The sequence below is a fragment of the Serratia sp. HMSC15F11 genome (genome assembly GCF_001808215.1).
Taxonomy (GTDB): domain Bacteria; phylum Pseudomonadota; class Gammaproteobacteria; order Enterobacterales; family Enterobacteriaceae; genus Serratia; species Serratia nevei.
In genome coordinates this window covers 45,990-62,365 of sequence record NZ_KV792434.1, presented here as the reverse complement: position 1 = coordinate 62,365, position 16,376 = coordinate 45,990, and the positions used below count along the sequence as shown (strand labels likewise).

Genomic DNA, 16,376 nt, shown 5'->3' with positions numbered 1-16,376 from the left:
TTGTCTGATAAATTGTTAAAGAGCAGTGCCGATAAACTCATCGGCGCGGGCTGCGCATATTACGCTTTTCACCCGGAGAGTCAAGCGTTTATTTCGCTTTCCTCTCGCTGACCCGGCGGCTTGTCAGTCGTTGTTCCCGGTCAGTGGAGGCGCATTATAGGGAGTTCTCGGCGGGCCGCAACCCCTAAATGCAAAAAACTTTTCAACCGCTCAAATAATCACCCAAAATACCTTTTTAGGATGTTTATTAGTCAAAAAATACCGCTTTTAGCGCAGCAATAGCGGCAAACACCGTAAATAGGGACAAACAAAGATAAAAGAAAAGGGAGCGGTCACCCGCTCCCTTTCATCTTTATGACGCTCGATTGCCGTTATTGGCGTGCCACGATATGGTCGTTTTCCACATCCAGCGTGACCAGCTTGCCGGGGATCAGCTTACCGGACAGGATTTGCTGCGCCAGCGGGTTCTCGATCTCCTGCTGAATAGCGCGTTTCAACGGACGCGCACCATACACAGGGTCGTAACCGGTTTTGCTCAACAGCGCCAGGGCCGGTTCGGTCATGGTCACTTCGTAACCGCGCTCTTCCAAACGCTTGTACAGACGCGACAGCTGAATCTTGGCAATTGCAGCAATGTGTTTCTCGCCCAGCGGATGGAACACCACCACTTCGTCGATACGGTTGATGAACTCCGGACGGAAGTGATGACTCACCATCTCCATCACCGACTCTTTCATCTGTGCATAGTTCATCTGACCGAAATGCTCCTGGATCAGATCGGAGCCCAGGTTAGACGTCATGATCACCACGGTATTGCGGAAATCGACGGTACGGCCTTGACCATCGGTCAGTCGGCCGTCATCCAACACCTGCAACAGAATATTGAAGACGTCCGGGTGCGCTTTCTCGACTTCATCCAGCAGAATCACCGAATAAGGCCGGCGGCGCACGGCCTCCGTGAGGTAACCGCCCTCTTCATAGCCGACATAACCCGGAGGCGCCCCGACCAGACGAGAAACGGAGTGTTTCTCCATAAACTCGGACATGTCGATACGCACCATGGCGTCGTCGCTGTCGAACAGGAACGAAGCCAGCGCTTTGCAGAGCTCGGTTTTCCCCACCCCGGTCGGGCCGAGGAACAGGAACGAACCGATCGGCCGGTTAGGATCGGACAACCCGGCGCGGCTACGGCGGATAGCATTAGAAACCGCGCTGACCGCTTCATCCTGACCGATAACCCGCGAATGCAGCTCTTGCTCCAGACGCAGCAGTTTGTCACGCTCCCCTTCCAGCATTCTGGCAACCGGGATCCCGGTCGCACGCGCCAGCACTTCAGCAATCTCCGCATCGGTCACCCGGTTGCGCAGCAGCTTCATGCTCTTGCCTTCGGCCTGCGTGGCGGCGGCGAGCTGTTTCTCCAGCTCAGGGATTTTGCCGTACTGCAGTTCCGACATCCGCCCCAGATCGCCGACGCGGCGCGCCTGCTCCAGGGTGATTTTGGCCTGCTCGAGTTCGGCCTTGATGTTCTGGGTGCCGGAGAGCGAGGCTTTTTCCGCTTTCCACTCTTCTTCCAGCTCCGAATATTCACGCTCTTTCTGCCCCAGCTCGTCGCTGAGCATGTCCAGGCGTTTCTTGCTGGCGTCGTCAGACTCTTTATTCAACGCCTGTTGTTCCAGCTTCAACTGAATTATGCGGCGTTCAAGCCTGTCGAGCGATTCCGGCTTGGAATCCATCTGCATACGAATGCTGGACGCCGCTTCGTCGATCAGGTCGATAGCCTTGTCCGGCAATTGACGATCGGCGATATAACGGTGCGAAAGCGTTGCCGCCGCCACGATGGCCGGGTCAGTGATCTGCACGTGGTGGTGCAGCTCGTAACGTTCTTTCAAGCCGCGCAAGATAGCGATGGTGTCTTCCACGCTCGGCTCCGCCACATACACTTTCTGGAAACGACGTTCGAGCGCCGCATCCTTCTCTATATACTGACGATATTCATCGAGCGTAGTCGCGCCGACGCAGTGCAGCTCGCCGCGCGCCAGCGCCGGTTTGAGCATGTTGCCCGCATCCATCGCGCCATCCGCCTTACCGGCACCAACCATGGTGTGCAGTTCGTCGATAAACAGGATAACGCTGCCTTCCTGCTTGGCCAGGTCGTTGAGCACGCCTTTCAGGCGCTCTTCAAACTCGCCGCGATACTTGGCGCCGGCGATCAAGGCGCCCATATCGAGGGACAATACGCGCTTGTGCTTCAGCCCTTCAGGCACTTCGCCGTTGATGATGCGCTGCGCCAGGCCTTCGACGATGGCGGTTTTACCCACGCCAGGCTCGCCGATCAGCACCGGGTTGTTTTTGGTACGGCGCTGCAGCACCTGGATGGTGCGGCGGATCTCTTCGTCACGGCCGATTACCGGGTCAAGTTTGCCCTGCTCGGCGCGTTCGGTCAGATCGATCGTGTATTTCTTCAATGCTTGCCGTTGGTCTTCGGCGCCTTGGTCTTCCACGCTGTCACCGCCTCTCATTTGTTCAATGGCTTTGCTGATTTTGTCGGCCGTTGCGCCGGCCGCTTTCAACAAGTCGGTCAACGAGCCGCGGTCTTCCAGCACCGCAAGCACAAACAGCTCGGAAGAAATGAATTTGTCCGCGCGCTTCTGCGCCAGCTTGTCGCACAGGTTCAAGACGCGCACCAGCTCGTGGGACGGTTGAACGTCGCCACCGGTGCCTTCTACCTGCGGTAAGCGGGACAGTGCCTGTTCGATTTCGGTGCGCACGCGCCCGGCATCGATACCTGCGGAAGTTAATAGTGGACGAACCGTGCCCCCTTCCTGATTGAGCAGGGCGCTCATCAGATGTAGCGGTTCAATAAACTGGTTGTCGTGCCCAAGGGCTAGTGACTGGGCATCGGCGAGGGCAAGCTGGAATTTGTTGGTAAGACGATCCAGACGCATAACACCTCCAAGATGGGTCGAAATTGCTACTGGAGATTAAATGAGGTCATCCCTCAAATTTTCAAGGTTATCTCGACGCTAAATTTTCGGTACAACGCCATGCGTCGTTGGATCGTCCTAATTCAATAGGTTATATCAGCCAGATTAAACTTGCCAGACGTCCGGTTATTCCATCGCGTCGATAGGAGAAAAAATGACTCTTTTCGTTAACCGTGCAGCGGTCGCCGCCATAGATGGCCTGCACGCCTGCCCGCAACAAGCGTTGGCGGGCCAGTAAGTAGATATTAGCCAAAAACTTATCGCCGTGCGGCGTAAACGCCGCCGCGGCTTCGGCGTCTTCCGCGATAAAGGCGGCACGCACCTCCGGCCCGACTTCAAACTGCTGCGGGCCGATCGCCGGCCCCAGCCAGGCGCTGATCTGGCCCGGTGCGGCGCTGAACGCCGCCACAGTTTGCTCCAGCACGCCGTGGCACAACCCGCGCCAGCCGGCGTGGGCAGCCGCCACTTCGCCGCCGTTCTGCGAGCAGAACAGCACCGGCAGACAATCCGCCGTCATCACGGCACACACCTGCCCCGGCACGTTGCTGTACACCGCATCCGCCCGCAGATCGGCGGGCGCTTGCCCCGTCAACGTCACCACACGGGTACCGTGTACCTGCTCAAGCCACACCGGCATCTGCGGCAAGCCGGCGACGGTCACCAACCGTTCCCGATTGCGCTTCACCGCTTGCTCCTCGTCACCGACGTGGGTACCGAGGTTCAGCGAGTCATAAGGCGGCAGGCTGACGCCGCCGCCGCGCGTGGTGCTGCAGGCCTTAACGCCGGGAGGCAACGGCCAGTCGGGCAGAATGAGCGAGTTCATTACCAGTCCATCTGATCTTTGAATTCTTCGGTGTCCGCCTTCAGCGCGTTGATCAGATCGACCATGTCCTGCGGCAGCGGCGCATGCCACTCCATCTGGATACCGCTGATCGGGTGGTACAAACGCAGCATGGTGGCGTGCAGCGCCTGGCGGTCAAAGCCGCGCAGCGTGTTGATGAAGGCTTCCGAAGCGCCTTTCGGCGGACGTGGACGGCCACCGTACAGCGGATCGCCCACCAGCGGATGGCTGATGTAAGCCATGTGTACGCGGATCTGGTGAGTACGGCCGGTTTCCAGGCGCAAACGCAGACGAGTGTGCGCGCGGAAGTGTTCCATGATGCGGTAGTGCGTCACCGCCGGTTTACCCATCGGGTGCACGGCCATGTGGGTGCGCTTGGTGGAGTGACGCGCGATTGGCTCTTCTACCGTGCCGCCGGCGGTCATGGTGCCGATCGCCACCGCTTCGTATTCGCGGGTAATTTCACGCGCCTGCAGCGCTTCCACCAGCCGGGTTTGCGCCGGCACGGTTTTCGCCACCACCATCAGTCCGGTGGTGTCTTTATCCAAACGGTGCACAATGCCGGCACGCGGCACGTCGGCGATTTCCGGGTAATGATGCAGCAACGCATTGAGCACCGTGCCGTCCGGGTTACCGGCGCCAGGATGCACCACCAGATCGCGCGGCTTGTTGATCACCAGGATGTCGCTGTCTTCATAGACGATATCCAGCGCGATATCCTGCGGCTCCCAACGCGCCTCTTCTTCAATCTGTGCATCGATGGCGACGGTCTCTCCGCCCAGCACCTTCTCTTTCGGTTTGTTTGACGTTTTGCCGTTGACCTTCACCCGATCGCCCAGGATCCACTCTTTTATGCGAGATCGTGAATAATCAGGGAACAATTCGGCCAAAGCCTGATCTAAACGTTGTCCGAGTTGAGATTCGGCCACCGTTGCGGTGAGTTGTACTTGTTGTGCCATATGCAGCTTCTTCGTTAACGTTGGGTTTTCACGGCGATGCCGTTTAATATAATGTGCTATTGTACCTGGTCTTTGTCGGGAGCTTAACGGACAGTCTCCCGGAATAACACCCTGAGGATAATCAAAACGTCATGACGCGTATGAAATATCTGGTGGCGGCAGCCACGTTGAGCCTGGCGCTGGCAGGTTGCTCCACATCCAAGGATGCGGTTCCCGACAACCCACCTTCGGAAATCTATGCTACCGCGCAGCAAAAACTGCAGGACGGTAACTTCAAGGGCGCGATTACGCAACTCGAAGCGTTAGATAACCGCTATCCTTTCGGGCCGTATTCCCAGCAGGTCCAGCTGGATTTGATTTACGCCTACTATAAGGCTGCCGACTTGCCAATGGCTCAGGCATCCATCGATCGCTTCATGCGTCTGAACCCGACGCACCCGAACATCGATTACGTGATGTACATGCGCGGTCTGACCGACATGGCGCTCGATGACAGCGCACTGCAGGGCTTCTTCGGGGTTGACCGTTCTGACCGCGATCCTCAGCACGCTCGCGCTGCGTTCCGCGATTTCAGCCAGTTGATTCAGCAATACCCGAACAGCCAATACGCGACCGACGCCAACAAGCGTTTGGTATATCTGAAAGACCGCTTGGCCAAGTATGAGCTTTCGGTGGCGGAATACTACACTAAACGCGGTGCTTACGTCGCGGTCGTTAATCGCGCAGAGCAGATGTTGCGTGAATTCCCGGATACCAAAGCGACGCACGACGTGTTGCCGCTGATGGAAAATGCCTACAAGCAGCTGCAGCTGAACGGCCAGGCTGACAAAGTGGCCAAAGTGATCGCTGCCAACCCGCAATAAGCGCGCGTCGGCAACGGCAGAAAAACAAAACGGCAGCCTCGGCTGCCGTTTTCATTGGCGTGGACCGGTTTTTTACTGGAAAAATACACAAGTAAAAACACGGTGTTAGCTAGCGCTCCTCACCGGTCAACTCATCGATAATGCGCCATCCGGCGGCAACTCTCAAGCATTAGATAGCCAATTCAGATGCTGAATCACAGATTGAACTAACTTTGCAAAAAGTGACAAAAAATCGTGATTTACATCACGCATTTAAACAAAAAGCGGGGTATGCTGGATTCACCAAGACGGAAAGACAGAGAGGTAAGTTATATGACATTGAACATTACCAGCAAACAAATGGATATCACTCCCGCAATCCGCAATCACGTCGAAGACCGTCTCACCAAACTGGAAAAATGGCAGACCCAGCTGATAAACCCGCATATCGTCTTATCTAAAGAACCGCAGGGGTTTGTCGCCGACGCTACCATTACCACGCCTAACGGCCCGCTGGTCGCCAGCGCCAAACATGATGACATGTACACCGCCGTTAACGAGCTGATCGCCAAGCTGGAGCGCCAGCTGAACAAGGTGCAGCACAAAGGCGAAGCGCGCCGCTGCAATGCCAGCGTGAAAGACATCGTGCCGGAAGTCACGCAAGAGCAAGAATAACCGTCCGACAGCGATTGCCGCATCAAACGCGCCCGAGGGCGCGTTTTTTGTCGGGTATTTTTGTTGACGGGCTAAAAGCCAGCGGTTACTTTAAAACCTGTTCGCATTAACCTTAGGTAGACCATGCCACGCACACCGTTTTTCTTCGCATTCTTTTTTACCTTCCCCTGACTGGGAGGCGTTTCGTCGTGTGAGAAAGAATGCGAAGACGAACAACAAGGCCTCCTGGAAACAGGGGGCTTTTTTTATGGCTGTTTTACAACGAATAAGAACTGAAGGCGGAAGCTGATTATGACTGACAACCCGTTATTGGTGCTGCGCGAGCGCATCAGCGCACTGGACTTGAAACTGTTGGCCCTGCTGGCGGAACGCCGTGAGCTGGCGATCGAAGTCGGCAAGACCAAGCTGCACTCCCACCGCCCGATCCGCGATAAAGAACGCGAGCGCGACCTGCTGGACGCGCTGATCGCCGCCGCCAAACCTTACGACCTGGACGGCTTCTACGTCACCCGCCTGTTCCAACTGATCATTGAAGACTCCGTTCTGACCCAGCAGGCGCTGCTGCAGCACCAGCTCAACCCCGTCAGCCAGCACTCCGCCCGCATCGCCTTCCTCGGCCCGAAAGGCTCTTACTCGCATCTGGCGGCGCGCCAATACGCTGCCCGCCACTTCGATCGGTTGATCGAATGTGGCTGCCAGAAGTTTCAGGATATCTTCACCCAAGTGGAAACCGGCCAGGCGGACTACGCGATTCTGCCGATCGAGAACACCAGCTCCGGCTCGATTAACGAGGTGTACGATCTGCTGCAACACACCAGTCTGTCGATCGTCGGCGAGCTGACCAACCCGATCAACCACTGCGTTCTGATTGCCGGCGACAGCGATTTGAGCCAGATTGAAACCGTCTACAGCCACCCGCAGCCGTTCCAGCAGTGCAGCCAGTTCCTGAACCGCTTCCCGCACTGGAAAATCGAATACACCGAAAGCACTGCCGCCGCGATGGAGAAAGTCGCCAAGCTGAATTCGCCGAAGGTAGCGGCGCTGGGCAGCGAAGCCGGCGGCGCACTGTACGGGCTGCAGGTGCTGGAACATAACCTCGCCAACCAGCAGCAGAACATCACCCGCTTTATCGTCCTGGCGCGTAAAGCGGTTGACGTCTCCGAACAGGTACCGGCCAAAACCACGCTGATCATGGCGACCGGCCAGCAATCCGGCGCACTGGTCGAAGCGCTGCTGGTACTGCGCGATAACGGCATCATCATGACCAAACTGGAGTCACGCCCGATCAACGGCAATCCGTGGGAAGAGATGTTTTATATCGATGTGCAGGCCAACCTGCGTGCCGACGCGATGCAAAAAGCGCTGCGCGATCTGGCACCAATCACCCGCTCGCTGAAGGTACTGGGCTGTTACCCGAGCGATACCGTAGTGCCGGTCAACCCATCCTGAAACCATAAAAAAAGGGTTCGGCCAAGCCGAACCCTTTACCTTTACGTTTACCGCCCGCGTTTTACTGCCGGCTGTCGTTAGCCTGCCGCAACAGCGTGCGGCTCTCCACCAGGAAGCGCTGGGCGTAATCGCCGAACCAGTGCTCCACCTTGCGGAAACTGTCGATAAACGCCTGTTTGTCGCCATGCTCCAACAGCTTTATCGCCTCGCCGAAGCGCTGGTAGTAACGCTTAATCAGCGCCACGTTTTCCTCCGACGACATAATGATGTCGGCGTACAGCTGTGGATCCTGCGCAAACAGGCGGCCAACCATCGCCAGCTCCAGCCGGTAGATCGGCGAGGAGAGCGCCAGCAGCTGCTCCAGTTGCACGTTCTCTTCCGCCAGGTGCAACCCGTAGGCGAAGGTGGCGAAGTGCCGCAGCGCCTGAATAAACGCCATGTTTTGATCGTGTTCGACCGCGCTGATGCGATGCAGCCGCGCCCCCCACACCTGCAGTTGTTCAAGCAACCACTGGTAAGCCTCCGGCCGGCGGCCATCGCAGTAGACCACTACCTGCTTCGCCACGCTGCCCACGTCCGGGCCGAACATCGGGTGCAGCCCCACCACCGGGCCGCTGTGCACCGCCAGCATCGCATGCAGCGGACGGTTCTTCACCGACGCCAAATCCACCAGAATGCAGTCATCGGGCAACGTTGGCAGGCGGCTTATCACCTGCTCTGTCACATGGATCGGCACGCTGACGATCACCATGCCGGCGTCGGCCAACAGCTGTTCCGCCTGCGGCCAATCTTCCTGATCCAATACCCTGACCTGATAACCCGACAGCGTCAGCAGACGGTTGAACAGCCGGCCCATCTGGCCGTTGCCACCGATGATGACGATCGGCCGCAGCTGCGGGCACAGGGTTTTAAAGCCTTTATCGTTCTCGCTGACGTATGATTCGCGCATCACGCGGCGCAAGACGTCCTCAATCAAATCCGGCGGCACCCCGAGGTTTTCCGCCTCCTGACGGCGCGAGGCCAGCATCGCCGCCTCGCGCTCCGGCACATAAACCGGCAAGCCGTGGCGGCTTTTCACCTCCCCCACTTCCGCTACCAGATGCAGGCGCTTCGCCAGCAGATCCAGCAACGCTTTGTCCACCTCGTCGATTTGATCGCGCAGCGCGGTCAGTTCTGCCACCATAACTTACTTTTCTCCCGTGCGTGCCGTCAGCGCAGCGCCGAGTTCCTGATGCATATGACGCAGCAGCGTTTCCGTGCTCTCCCAGTCGATGCACGCGTCGGTGACGGACACACCGTAACGCATGTCTGCACGCGGCTGTTCGGAAGACTGGTTGCCCTCATGCAGGTGACTCTCCAGCATAATGCCGGTGATCGAACGGTTGCCCGCTTTGATCTGCTCCACCACGGACTCGGCCACCGCCGGCTGACGGCGATAGTCTTTATTCGAGTTGCCATGGCTGCAATCTATCATCAAGGACGGATGGAGTCCCGCCTCAAGCATCTGTTTTTCACAGGCCGCAACGTGCTCGGCGCTGTAGTTCGGGGTTTTGCCGCCGCGCAGGATCACGTGCCCGTCCGGGTTGCCCTGGGTCTGCAGCAGGCAAACCTGGCCCGCCTGGTTGATGCCGACAAAACGGTGCGGCATGGCGGCGGCGCGCATGGCGTTGATGGCGGTGCCCAGACTGCCGTCGGTGCCGTTTTTGAAGCCGACCGGCATCGACAGGCCGGAAGCCATTTCGCGGTGGGTCTGCGATTCGGTGGTGCGTGCGCCGATCGCCGACCAGCTGAACAAGTCCCCCAGGTACTGCGGACTGTTCGGATCCAACGCTTCGGTAGCCAACGGCAAGCCCATGCCCACCAGATCCAGCAACAGGCGACGCGCGATATGCAAGCCTGCTTCAACGTCAAACGAACCATCCATGTACGGATCGTTGATCAAACCTTTCCAGCCGACAGTGGTTCTGGGTTTTTCAAAATAGACGCGCATAACGATGTACAGCTGATCGCTCAAGTCAGCCGCCAGGGTTTTCAAACGACGGGCGTAGTCCAGCGCCGCATCCGGATCGTGGATCGAACAAGGCCCGCACACTACCAACAGGCGATGATCGCGCCCCTGCAAAATGTTGGCGATGGTGTTGCGCGCGGTGGCGATTTCATTTTCGTCGTCGGCGCTAAGCGGGAACTGGTTCTTCAGCTCCTCCGGCGTGATGAGAACCTGTTCTGCACTGATGTGTACGTTATTGAGCGCGTCTTTTTGCATGATGCTATTCCTGTCGTTTGGCGTTATGCGTTGAAATGGAACATTGAGCGTTTCAGGGCTCTACCTTACCACGCAATGTAAAGTTTTCAATCCAATTTCCGTAAATAAAAAATTACCGTGCTTTTACTTATGAAAAAACATGTATAAAAACATCCATGAAACGCAATTAAATTTATTTAAATCAACAATATAAACAACCCTCAAGATCTTAAAAACGCGCCTATGCGCCCTGCCAACCAAAACCCAATAACGTAAACATATGTGTACAATCAATTTTACAGGGAAGATACACCGCCCGTCTCGGCGCCCATGGACGGGCAGTAGCGGATACCGTCAGACTCAGCACGAAATGCCGCCGAAAGCGATGAATTTAAGTAGAAGAAAAGCGAATAAATGAGGAATAAAAATTAAAAACTTAAGCTAATGGCGGCTATTTTTGTCGCCGAAGTGAACCGATATAATGTGACCGTCATCAACAATAACCACCCTTAACAACTGGATCCAAGATGCTCTCTTCTCGCGCTCGTCGCGCTTTTCCGCTGTATATTTGCTGCTTAACGACTTTCACCAGTGTTTCAGCCCTTGCCGACAATACGCTTTTCACCGCGATGGACGATCCGGCCACCGCCAAGAAACCGTTCGAAGGCAACGTGCAGGCGGGCTACAACGCCCAGTCCGGCAACTCGCAAAGCTCCACCCTGTTGGCCAACACCAACATGACCTGGTTCAATACCGACGCGGCATATAGCCTGTGGGGGGCAGCCAACAACACCACCTCCTCCAACGTGCGCTCGTCCGAAAAGTACCAGGCCGGTGGCCGTACACGCTATAACCTGACCGATCGCAACTACCTGTTTGGCCAGGCCAGCTGGCTGAGCGACCGTTTCAACGGTTATGACTCACGCTCCACGCTGACCGGCGGTTACGGCCGTCAAATCCTCAACGGGCCGCTCAGCGACCTGCGGGTGGAATTCGGTCCCGGCGTGCGCCATGACGAATACCACGGCGGCGGCCGCTCAACCAAAGGGCTGGCCTACGGTGCGGCCAACTATTCCTATCAGCTGACCGACAACACCAAGTTCATTCAAGGCGTTTCCGCGCTGGCGAACGAGGAAACCACGCTGAACTCGGAAAGCGCGTTGAACGTGGCGATCAACGATCGCTTCTCACTGCGCGTGGCCTACACCGTGACCTACAACAGCAAACCGCCGGCCTCAGCGCCGAAGAACACCGATACCACCACTTCGGTCACGCTGGTCTACGGCCTGTAACCTCCTCCGCCCAGACTCTCTCGAAGCCCATCATCGATGGGCTTTTTTTATACCCGCCGCCCTTTCTTGCACAATCTGCTAAAAATATTCACCACACCCATTGACGACTTTAGCAAATAGCTTAATACTGTATGTATATACAGTAATTATCATACAGCCTTGGGGCATGCTGGATTTCGATAGCGAGTGGTCAGCAACGCATCGATAGCCTCAGTTCCGAGAGGCGGTAAACAAAGCGAGCATAAGCTATGGAGAAAATCACCTCATTCATCACCTACGCCATGGCGCTGTTTCTCGCCTGGCTCGGCAGGCTCTCTCCGCAGGACATTGCCTTTTTAGTCGGTGCGGCGGTAGGAATCGGCACGTTTCTGGTGAACTGGTACTACCGGCGTAAAAGCCTGCAGATCTTAAAGGCCATTGAGCGCAATGCGGCATCACGGAGGAAAATTTACGATGAGTGCAATCGTTAAGCGCTGCAGCGTCGCCGCCGTTTTGGCCATCGCCGTGCTGTTACCGTCATTTGGCGAGCTGCAAACCTCAGAAGCCGGCCTCAGGCTGATCGCCGATCTCGAAGGTTGCCGCCTGTCGCCTTACCAGTGCAGCGCCGGAGTGTGGACACAGGGCATTGGGCACACCGCCGGCGTCATCCCGGGCCAGGCTATCGATGAGCGGCAAGCCGCTGTGGATTTGGTAGACGATGTTCGCCGCACCGAGCGTGGCATGGCCGCCTGCCTGCCGCAAACGCTCCCACAAGAAACCTATGACGCGGTGATCGCCTTCGCCTTCAACGTGGGCATCAGCGCCGCCTGCCACTCCACGCTGGTCACGCTGCTGCAGCAGCGCCAGTGGCAACAGGCTTGCGATCAGTTGCCACGTTGGGTTTACGTAAACGGAAAGAAAAACAAGGGGCTGGAACAGCGACGCGCCACGGAACGCGCACTGTGCTTGCAAGGCATTGCCTCATCATGACGGGCTCGCTCGCCTAAGTGGTGATGCCACAACAATTTCACTTAATTTGTTCAAGGGGGTTCTTATGATGCACTGTCCACTATGCGGTCACGTGGCCCACACTCGCTCCAGTCGCTATCTGAGCGAGTCGACCAAAGAGCGTTACCATCAATGCCGCAATATCAACTGCAGCTGCACGTTCGCCACGCACGAATCCGTTGCACGGGTAATCGTTAAGCCTGGCGATGATATTGTGCCGGCGCAGCCGCACCCGCCGGAGAATCAGCATAAACAAAGCGCCGCCGCGCTGTAATGCAAAAAGCCTGCTGATGCAGGCTTTTTAATGTCGCTACAACGCGGTTAAATCTCGCAAATGCAACGAAGCCGGATTTTCAGATAAAAAAAGGGGTTGGCATAGGCCAACCCCTGATAACTATTAACTTTTGGATGCAGCGTTAGTTAACGCGGTTCAGACGCTCTTTGATACGAGCAGCCTTACCAGTACGTTCACGCAGGTAGTACAGTTTAGCTTTACGAACGGCACCACGACGTTTAACAGTAATGCTGTCGATTACTGGGGAGTGAGTCTGGAATACGCGCTCAACACCTTCGCCGTTGGAAATCTTACGAACAGTGAATGCAGAGTGCAGACCGCGGTTACGGATAGCGATAACCACGCCCTCGAATGCCTGCAGACGTTTTTTGCTACCTTCAACGACCCATACCTTCACTTCCACGGAATCACCCGGACGGAATGCAGGTACGTCTTGTTTCATCTGCTCTTGTTCAAGTTGCTTAATAATGTTGCTCATAATATGTCTCTTACCCTAGGTAAACTGATATATCGGTCCCGTCTGATGTCAGACGTTTCCTTCATAGTCCTGTTGCCTGGCCTGATGTTCCCGTTGGAACTCAGCCAGCAACACCGCTTGCTCGTCAGTCAGAGCTAGGCTTTCTAGAAGTTCAGGTCTTCTAAGCCAGGTTCGGCCCAGCGACTGCTTTAAGCGCCAGCGACGTATCTCGGTATGGTTGCCCGACAGCAAAACCGGCGGTACTTCCATCCCTTCCAACACCTCTGGGCGGGTATAGTGCGGGCAGTCCAGCAATCCGTCGGCGAAGGAGTCTTCCTCCGCTGAGGCCTGATGGCCCAGCACACCCGGTATGAAACGGGCGACTGAATCAATCAGAGTCATCGCCGGCAGTTCCCCGCCGCTGAGAACGTAATCGCCGATTGACCATTCTTCGTCAATTTCGGTTTGGATTACGCGCTCGTCTATCCCTTCGTAACGGCCGCACACCAGAATCATCTTCTGATTGGCCGCCAGTTCGCACACGCCGGTTTGATCCAGCTTGCGCCCCTGAGGTGACAGATAAATCACCTTTGCTCCCTCGCCTGCCGCTGCTTTCGCCGCATGAATGGCTTCCCGTAAAGGTTGCACCATCATCAGCATTCCCGGGCCGCCGCCATAGGGGCGATCGTCCACGGTGCGATGCCGGTCGTAGGTGAAGTCGCGAGGACTCCAACACTGCACGCTCAGCAGGCCATTTTTTACTGCCCGGCCAGTCACCCCGTAATCGGTGATAGCGCGGAACATCTCAGGAAACAGGCTTACAATACCGATGAACACAAGCCAATCCCCTTACCGTTATTCCACTTGCTTCGACCGTTTGATCCGGGGGTCAAAAACCAGGATCCCAATCTGCCTCAATCACGCGGGCAGTGAGATCGACTTTCTTGATAACCTGCCCATGAAGAAACGGAATCAACCGCTCCTTCATGCCGAACGCATCTTTCAGGTTCGCTTTCACAACCATCACATCGTTCGAGCCGGTTTCCATCATATCGATGACTTTACCCAGCTCGTAGCCGGCGGTGGTGACTACCTGGCAGCCCATCAGGTCTTTCCAGTAGTAATCGTCACCCTCCAGCGGAGGAAGTTGCTCAGAATCCACCATAATCTCGCGATTAGTCAGCAGATTCGCCGCGTCCCGATCGTCAATGCCTTTGACCTTGATGATCAGATCCTGACTGTGGCGCTTCCAGTCTTCCAACTCGATGTGCTGCCACTGACCCGCCTGCTGGATAAACCACGGCTGATAGTCAAAAATGCTTTCGGCGTTCTCGGTGGATGAAAACACTCTGAGCCAACCACGAATGCCGTAAGCGGACCCCATTTTACCGAGTACAATCGGCTGCTTAGGCGCTACCGGTTTGAGTTGCTTGCTCATTGCCACCACCGCGACAGATTAAGCTGCTTTCTTAGCGTCTTTGATCAGCGCGTGAACGCGATCAGAAACGGTTGCACCCAGACCAACCCAGTGCTCGATGCGGTCCAGGTCCAGACGCAGTGCTTCAGCCTGACCGGAAGCGATCGGGTTGAAGAAGCCTACGCGCTCGATGAAACGACCATCACGAGCGTTGCGGCTGTCGGTCACTACTACTTGATAGAACGGACGCTTTTTAGCGCCGCCACGTGCCAAACGAATTGTTACCATAACATCCTCTTTAGTTAATAAAACAGCCGGGCCCCATTGAGGGACGGGGCCCGGTTGCAATATAAAAAGCCCGAAAATTTTACTCATTTTGGCGCAAAAAGCAATCTAAAGCGTCGATCGCAGGGGACAACTTTTGCAGCCTGTCAAATTTCGGGCGGTTTTCACCGCGAACGGCGAATGCTGAAAGCGCCCGCACTCGGCGTGCGGGAGCCCGTCAGCGGCCTGGGAAGCCCGGCGGCATCATACCTTTCATGCCGCGCATCATCTTCGCCATACCGCCTTTCTTCATCTTCTTCATCATACGCTGCATTTCGTCGAACTGCTTCAGCAAGCGGTTGACGTCCTGCACCTGCATGCCGGCCCCCATCGCGATGCGGCGCTTGCGCGAGCCCTTGATGATTTCCGGTTTGGCGCGCTCTTTCAGCGTCATCGAGTTGATGATCGCCTCCATGCGCACCAGCACTTTATCGTCCATCTGCGACTTGACGTTGTCCGGCAGCTGGCCGGCGCCCGGCAGCTTGCTCAGCATGTTTGCCATGCCGCCCATGTTGCGCATCTGCTTGAGCTGCTCCAGGAAGTCGGTCAGATCGAAACCGTCGCCCTTCTTCAGCTTGTTGGCCAACTTCTCCGCCTGCTCGCGGTCGACCTTGCTTTCGATATCTTCGATCAGCGACAGCACGTCGCCCATGCCCAGGATGCGCGATGCCACGCGATCCGGGTAGAACGGCTCCAGCGCTTCGGTCTTCTCGCCCACGCCGAGGAATTTGATCGGCTTGCCGGTGATATGACGGATGGACAGCGCGGCACCGCCGCGCGCGTCGCCGTCGACCTTGGTCAGCACCACGCCGGTCAGCGGCAGCGCTTCGTTAAACGCCTTGGCGGTATTGGCGGCGTCCTGGCCGGTCATGGCGTCGACCACGAACAGGGTTTCCACCGGCTTGATCGCCGCGTGCACCTGTTTGATCTCGTCCATCATCGCTTCGTCAACGTGCAAACGGCCGGCGGTATCGACGATCAGTACGTCGTAGAATTTCAGCTTGGCCTGTTGCAGCGCGCGATTGACGATGTCGATCGGTTTTTCTTTGACGTCAGACGGGAAGAAATCGATGCCGACGCCTTCCGCCAGCGTTTCCAGCTGTTTGATCGCCGCCGGGCGATAAACGTCCGCGGAAACCACCAACACTTTCTTCTTCTGTTTTTCTTTCAGGAATTTGCCGAGTTTACCGACGCTGGTGGTTTTACCGGCACCCTGCAAGCCCGCCATCAGCACCACCGCCGGCGGCTGGGCCGCCAGATTCAGCTCGGTGTTGACTTCGCCCATCGCGGCGATCAGCTCGCCCTTGACGATCTTGACGAATTCCTGCCCCGGCGTCAGGCTCTTGTTGACTTCATGGCCGACCGCGCTCTCTTTGACGCGGTTGATGAAGTCGCGCACCACCGGCAGCGCAACGTCCGCCTCCAGCAATGCCATACGCACTTCACGCAGGGTTTCCTTGATATTCTCTTCGGTCAGCCGCCCGCGGCCGCTGATATTGCGCAACGTGCGCGACAATCGATCGGTTAAATTTTCAAACATCGTCTCATGCTCAACGTGTAATGACAGGCCGCTCCGGCGACACAATTGCGCCGATGATAACACGAAGCGCGG

Annotated in this window: 18 protein-coding genes and 1 other annotated feature; of the genes, 8 read left to right on the top strand and 10 right to left on the bottom strand. The window is 56.7% G+C overall.

Going from position 1 to position 16,376, the window contains the following annotated elements:
- Positions 1–371: 371 nt before the first annotated feature.
- The 3 genes from clpB to rluD form a co-directional block, all read right to left on the bottom strand.
- Entirely contained in the window at positions 372–2,945 is a 2,574-nt protein-coding gene (gene clpB / locus HMPREF3138_RS09105; protein WP_025301647.1) for an ATP-dependent chaperone ClpB, read from the bottom strand.
- Between the two features lie 130 nt (positions 2,946–3,075).
- Complete coding sequence (yfiH, locus tag HMPREF3138_RS09100) at positions 3,076–3,807, bottom strand: purine nucleoside phosphorylase YfiH (RefSeq protein ID WP_038871790.1); 732 nt, start codon at positions 3,805–3,807, stop codon at positions 3,076–3,078.
- Positions 3,807–4,784: a 23S rRNA pseudouridine(1911/1915/1917) synthase RluD gene (gene rluD / locus HMPREF3138_RS09095; RefSeq protein ID WP_004932452.1), complete on the bottom strand. Its 978-nt coding sequence runs from the start codon at positions 4,782–4,784 to the stop codon at positions 3,807–3,809. Before rluD ends, yfiH begins: the two co-directional genes overlap by 1 nt.
- A 131-nt stretch (positions 4,785–4,915) precedes the next feature.
- On the opposite strand from rluD, the gene bamD reads away from it, so the two are divergent.
- The 4 genes from bamD (at position 4,916) to pheA (ending at position 7,750) form a co-directional block, all read left to right on the top strand.
- Complete coding sequence (gene bamD / locus HMPREF3138_RS09090) at positions 4,916–5,647, top strand: outer membrane protein assembly factor BamD (protein WP_004932456.1); 732 nt, start codon at positions 4,916–4,918, stop codon at positions 5,645–5,647.
- Positions 5,648–5,959: 312 nt separating this feature from the next.
- Entirely contained in the window at positions 5,960–6,301 is a 342-nt protein-coding gene (gene raiA / locus HMPREF3138_RS09085; RefSeq protein ID WP_004932457.1) for a ribosome-associated translation inhibitor RaiA, read from the top strand.
- 122 nt (positions 6,302–6,423) lie between these two features.
- Positions 6,424–6,550, top strand: a sequence feature (Phe leader region).
- Complete coding sequence (locus HMPREF3138_RS26235) at positions 6,425–6,472, top strand: hypothetical protein (RefSeq protein ID WP_101428074.1); 48 nt, start codon at positions 6,425–6,427, stop codon at positions 6,470–6,472. It overlaps the preceding feature by 48 nt.
- A 42-nt stretch (positions 6,551–6,592) precedes the next feature.
- Positions 6,593–7,750, top strand: coding sequence for a bifunctional chorismate mutase/prephenate dehydratase (pheA, locus tag HMPREF3138_RS09080; RefSeq protein ID WP_038871795.1), 1,158 nt, complete (start codon positions 6,593–6,595; stop codon positions 7,748–7,750).
- 61 nt (positions 7,751–7,811) lie between these two features.
- On the opposite strand, the gene tyrA is transcribed toward pheA, so the two are convergent.
- On the bottom strand, positions 7,812–8,933 hold the full coding sequence (gene tyrA / locus HMPREF3138_RS09075) for a bifunctional chorismate mutase/prephenate dehydrogenase (protein WP_038871798.1): 1,122 nt from the start codon (positions 8,931–8,933) through the stop codon (positions 7,812–7,814).
- A gap of 3 nt (positions 8,934–8,936) precedes the next feature.
- Positions 8,937–10,013 (bottom strand): 3-deoxy-7-phosphoheptulonate synthase, encoded by a 1,077-nt coding sequence (locus tag HMPREF3138_RS09070; RefSeq protein WP_038871801.1) that lies wholly within the window; start codon positions 10,011–10,013, stop codon positions 8,937–8,939.
- 506 nt (positions 10,014–10,519) lie between these two features.
- Here HMPREF3138_RS09070 and HMPREF3138_RS09065 point away from each other — a divergent pair.
- From HMPREF3138_RS09065 to HMPREF3138_RS09050, 4 genes are all read left to right on the top strand, one after another.
- Complete coding sequence (locus tag HMPREF3138_RS09065; RefSeq protein ID WP_025159658.1) at positions 10,520–11,284, top strand: DUF481 domain-containing protein; 765 nt, start codon at positions 10,520–10,522, stop codon at positions 11,282–11,284.
- 248 nt (positions 11,285–11,532) lie between these two features.
- Entirely contained in the window at positions 11,533–11,754 is a 222-nt protein-coding gene (locus tag HMPREF3138_RS09060; RefSeq protein ID WP_038871804.1) for an HP1 family phage holin, read from the top strand.
- Complete coding sequence (locus HMPREF3138_RS09055; RefSeq protein WP_038871806.1) at positions 11,738–12,253, top strand: lysozyme; 516 nt, start codon at positions 11,738–11,740, stop codon at positions 12,251–12,253. Before HMPREF3138_RS09060 ends, HMPREF3138_RS09055 begins: the two co-directional genes overlap by 17 nt.
- 64 nt (positions 12,254–12,317) lie before the next feature.
- Positions 12,318–12,545, top strand: coding sequence for an ogr/Delta-like zinc finger family protein (locus tag HMPREF3138_RS09050; RefSeq protein ID WP_016929021.1), 228 nt, complete (start codon positions 12,318–12,320; stop codon positions 12,543–12,545).
- Positions 12,546–12,687: 142 nt separating this feature from the next.
- Here the strand turns inward: HMPREF3138_RS09050 and rplS are convergent, their stop codons facing one another.
- The 5 genes from rplS to ffh form a co-directional block, all read right to left on the bottom strand.
- Positions 12,688–13,044 carry a 50S ribosomal protein L19 gene (rplS, locus tag HMPREF3138_RS09045; protein ID WP_015376707.1) on the bottom strand — a complete coding sequence of 119 codons (357 nt, stop codon included), beginning with the start codon at positions 13,042–13,044 and terminating at the stop codon, positions 12,688–12,690.
- A 48-nt stretch (positions 13,045–13,092) separates the two neighbouring features.
- Complete coding sequence (gene trmD, locus HMPREF3138_RS09040; RefSeq protein ID WP_038871810.1) at positions 13,093–13,860, bottom strand: tRNA (guanosine(37)-N1)-methyltransferase TrmD; 768 nt, start codon at positions 13,858–13,860, stop codon at positions 13,093–13,095.
- Positions 13,861–13,912: 52 nt separating this feature from the next.
- The gene (gene rimM / locus HMPREF3138_RS09035) at positions 13,913–14,461 is read right to left on the bottom strand and encodes a ribosome maturation factor RimM (RefSeq protein ID WP_019455135.1); all 549 of its coding nucleotides are present in this window, start codon (positions 14,459–14,461) and stop codon (positions 13,913–13,915) included.
- A gap of 18 nt (positions 14,462–14,479) precedes the next feature.
- A complete protein-coding gene (gene rpsP / locus HMPREF3138_RS09030) occupies positions 14,480–14,728 on the bottom strand; it encodes a 30S ribosomal protein S16 (protein WP_004932501.1) in 249 nt (82 codons plus the stop codon).
- 214 nt (positions 14,729–14,942) lie between these two features.
- Entirely contained in the window at positions 14,943–16,304 is a 1,362-nt protein-coding gene (gene ffh / locus HMPREF3138_RS09025) for a signal recognition particle protein (protein ID WP_004932504.1), read from the bottom strand.
- Positions 16,305–16,376: the final 72 nt, after the last annotated feature.

Coding starts and splice junctions, on each gene's coding strand:
- clpB (WP_025301647.1), bottom strand. CDS start 2,945: ATGCGTCTGGATCGTCTTACCAACAAATTCCAGCTTGCCCTCGCCGAT.
- yfiH (WP_038871790.1), bottom strand. CDS start 3,807: ATGAACTCGCTCATTCTGCCCGACTGGCCGTTGCCTCCCGGCGTTAAG.
- rluD (WP_004932452.1), bottom strand. CDS start 4,784: ATGGCACAACAAGTACAACTCACCGCAACGGTGGCCGAATCTCAACTC.
- bamD (WP_004932456.1), top strand. CDS start 4,916: ATGACGCGTATGAAATATCTGGTGGCGGCAGCCACGTTGAGCCTGGCG.
- raiA (WP_004932457.1), top strand. CDS start 5,960: ATGACATTGAACATTACCAGCAAACAAATGGATATCACTCCCGCAATC.
- pheA (WP_038871795.1), top strand. CDS start 6,593: ATGACTGACAACCCGTTATTGGTGCTGCGCGAGCGCATCAGCGCACTG.
- tyrA (WP_038871798.1), bottom strand. CDS start 8,933: ATGGTGGCAGAACTGACCGCGCTGCGCGATCAAATCGACGAGGTGGAC.
- HMPREF3138_RS09070 (WP_038871801.1), bottom strand. CDS start 10,013: ATGCAAAAAGACGCGCTCAATAACGTACACATCAGTGCAGAACAGGTT.
- HMPREF3138_RS09065 (WP_025159658.1), top strand. CDS start 10,520: ATGCTCTCTTCTCGCGCTCGTCGCGCTTTTCCGCTGTATATTTGCTGC.
- HMPREF3138_RS09060 (WP_038871804.1), top strand. CDS start 11,533: ATGGAGAAAATCACCTCATTCATCACCTACGCCATGGCGCTGTTTCTC.
- HMPREF3138_RS09055 (WP_038871806.1), top strand. CDS start 11,738: ATGAGTGCAATCGTTAAGCGCTGCAGCGTCGCCGCCGTTTTGGCCATC.
- HMPREF3138_RS09050 (WP_016929021.1), top strand. CDS start 12,318: ATGATGCACTGTCCACTATGCGGTCACGTGGCCCACACTCGCTCCAGT.
- rplS (WP_015376707.1), bottom strand. CDS start 13,044: ATGAGCAACATTATTAAGCAACTTGAACAAGAGCAGATGAAACAAGAC.
- rimM (WP_019455135.1), bottom strand. CDS start 14,461: ATGAGCAAGCAACTCAAACCGGTAGCGCCTAAGCAGCCGATTGTACTC.
- rpsP (WP_004932501.1), bottom strand. CDS start 14,728: ATGGTAACAATTCGTTTGGCACGTGGCGGCGCTAAAAAGCGTCCGTTC.
- ffh (WP_004932504.1), bottom strand. CDS start 16,304: ATGTTTGAAAATTTAACCGATCGATTGTCGCGCACGTTGCGCAATATC.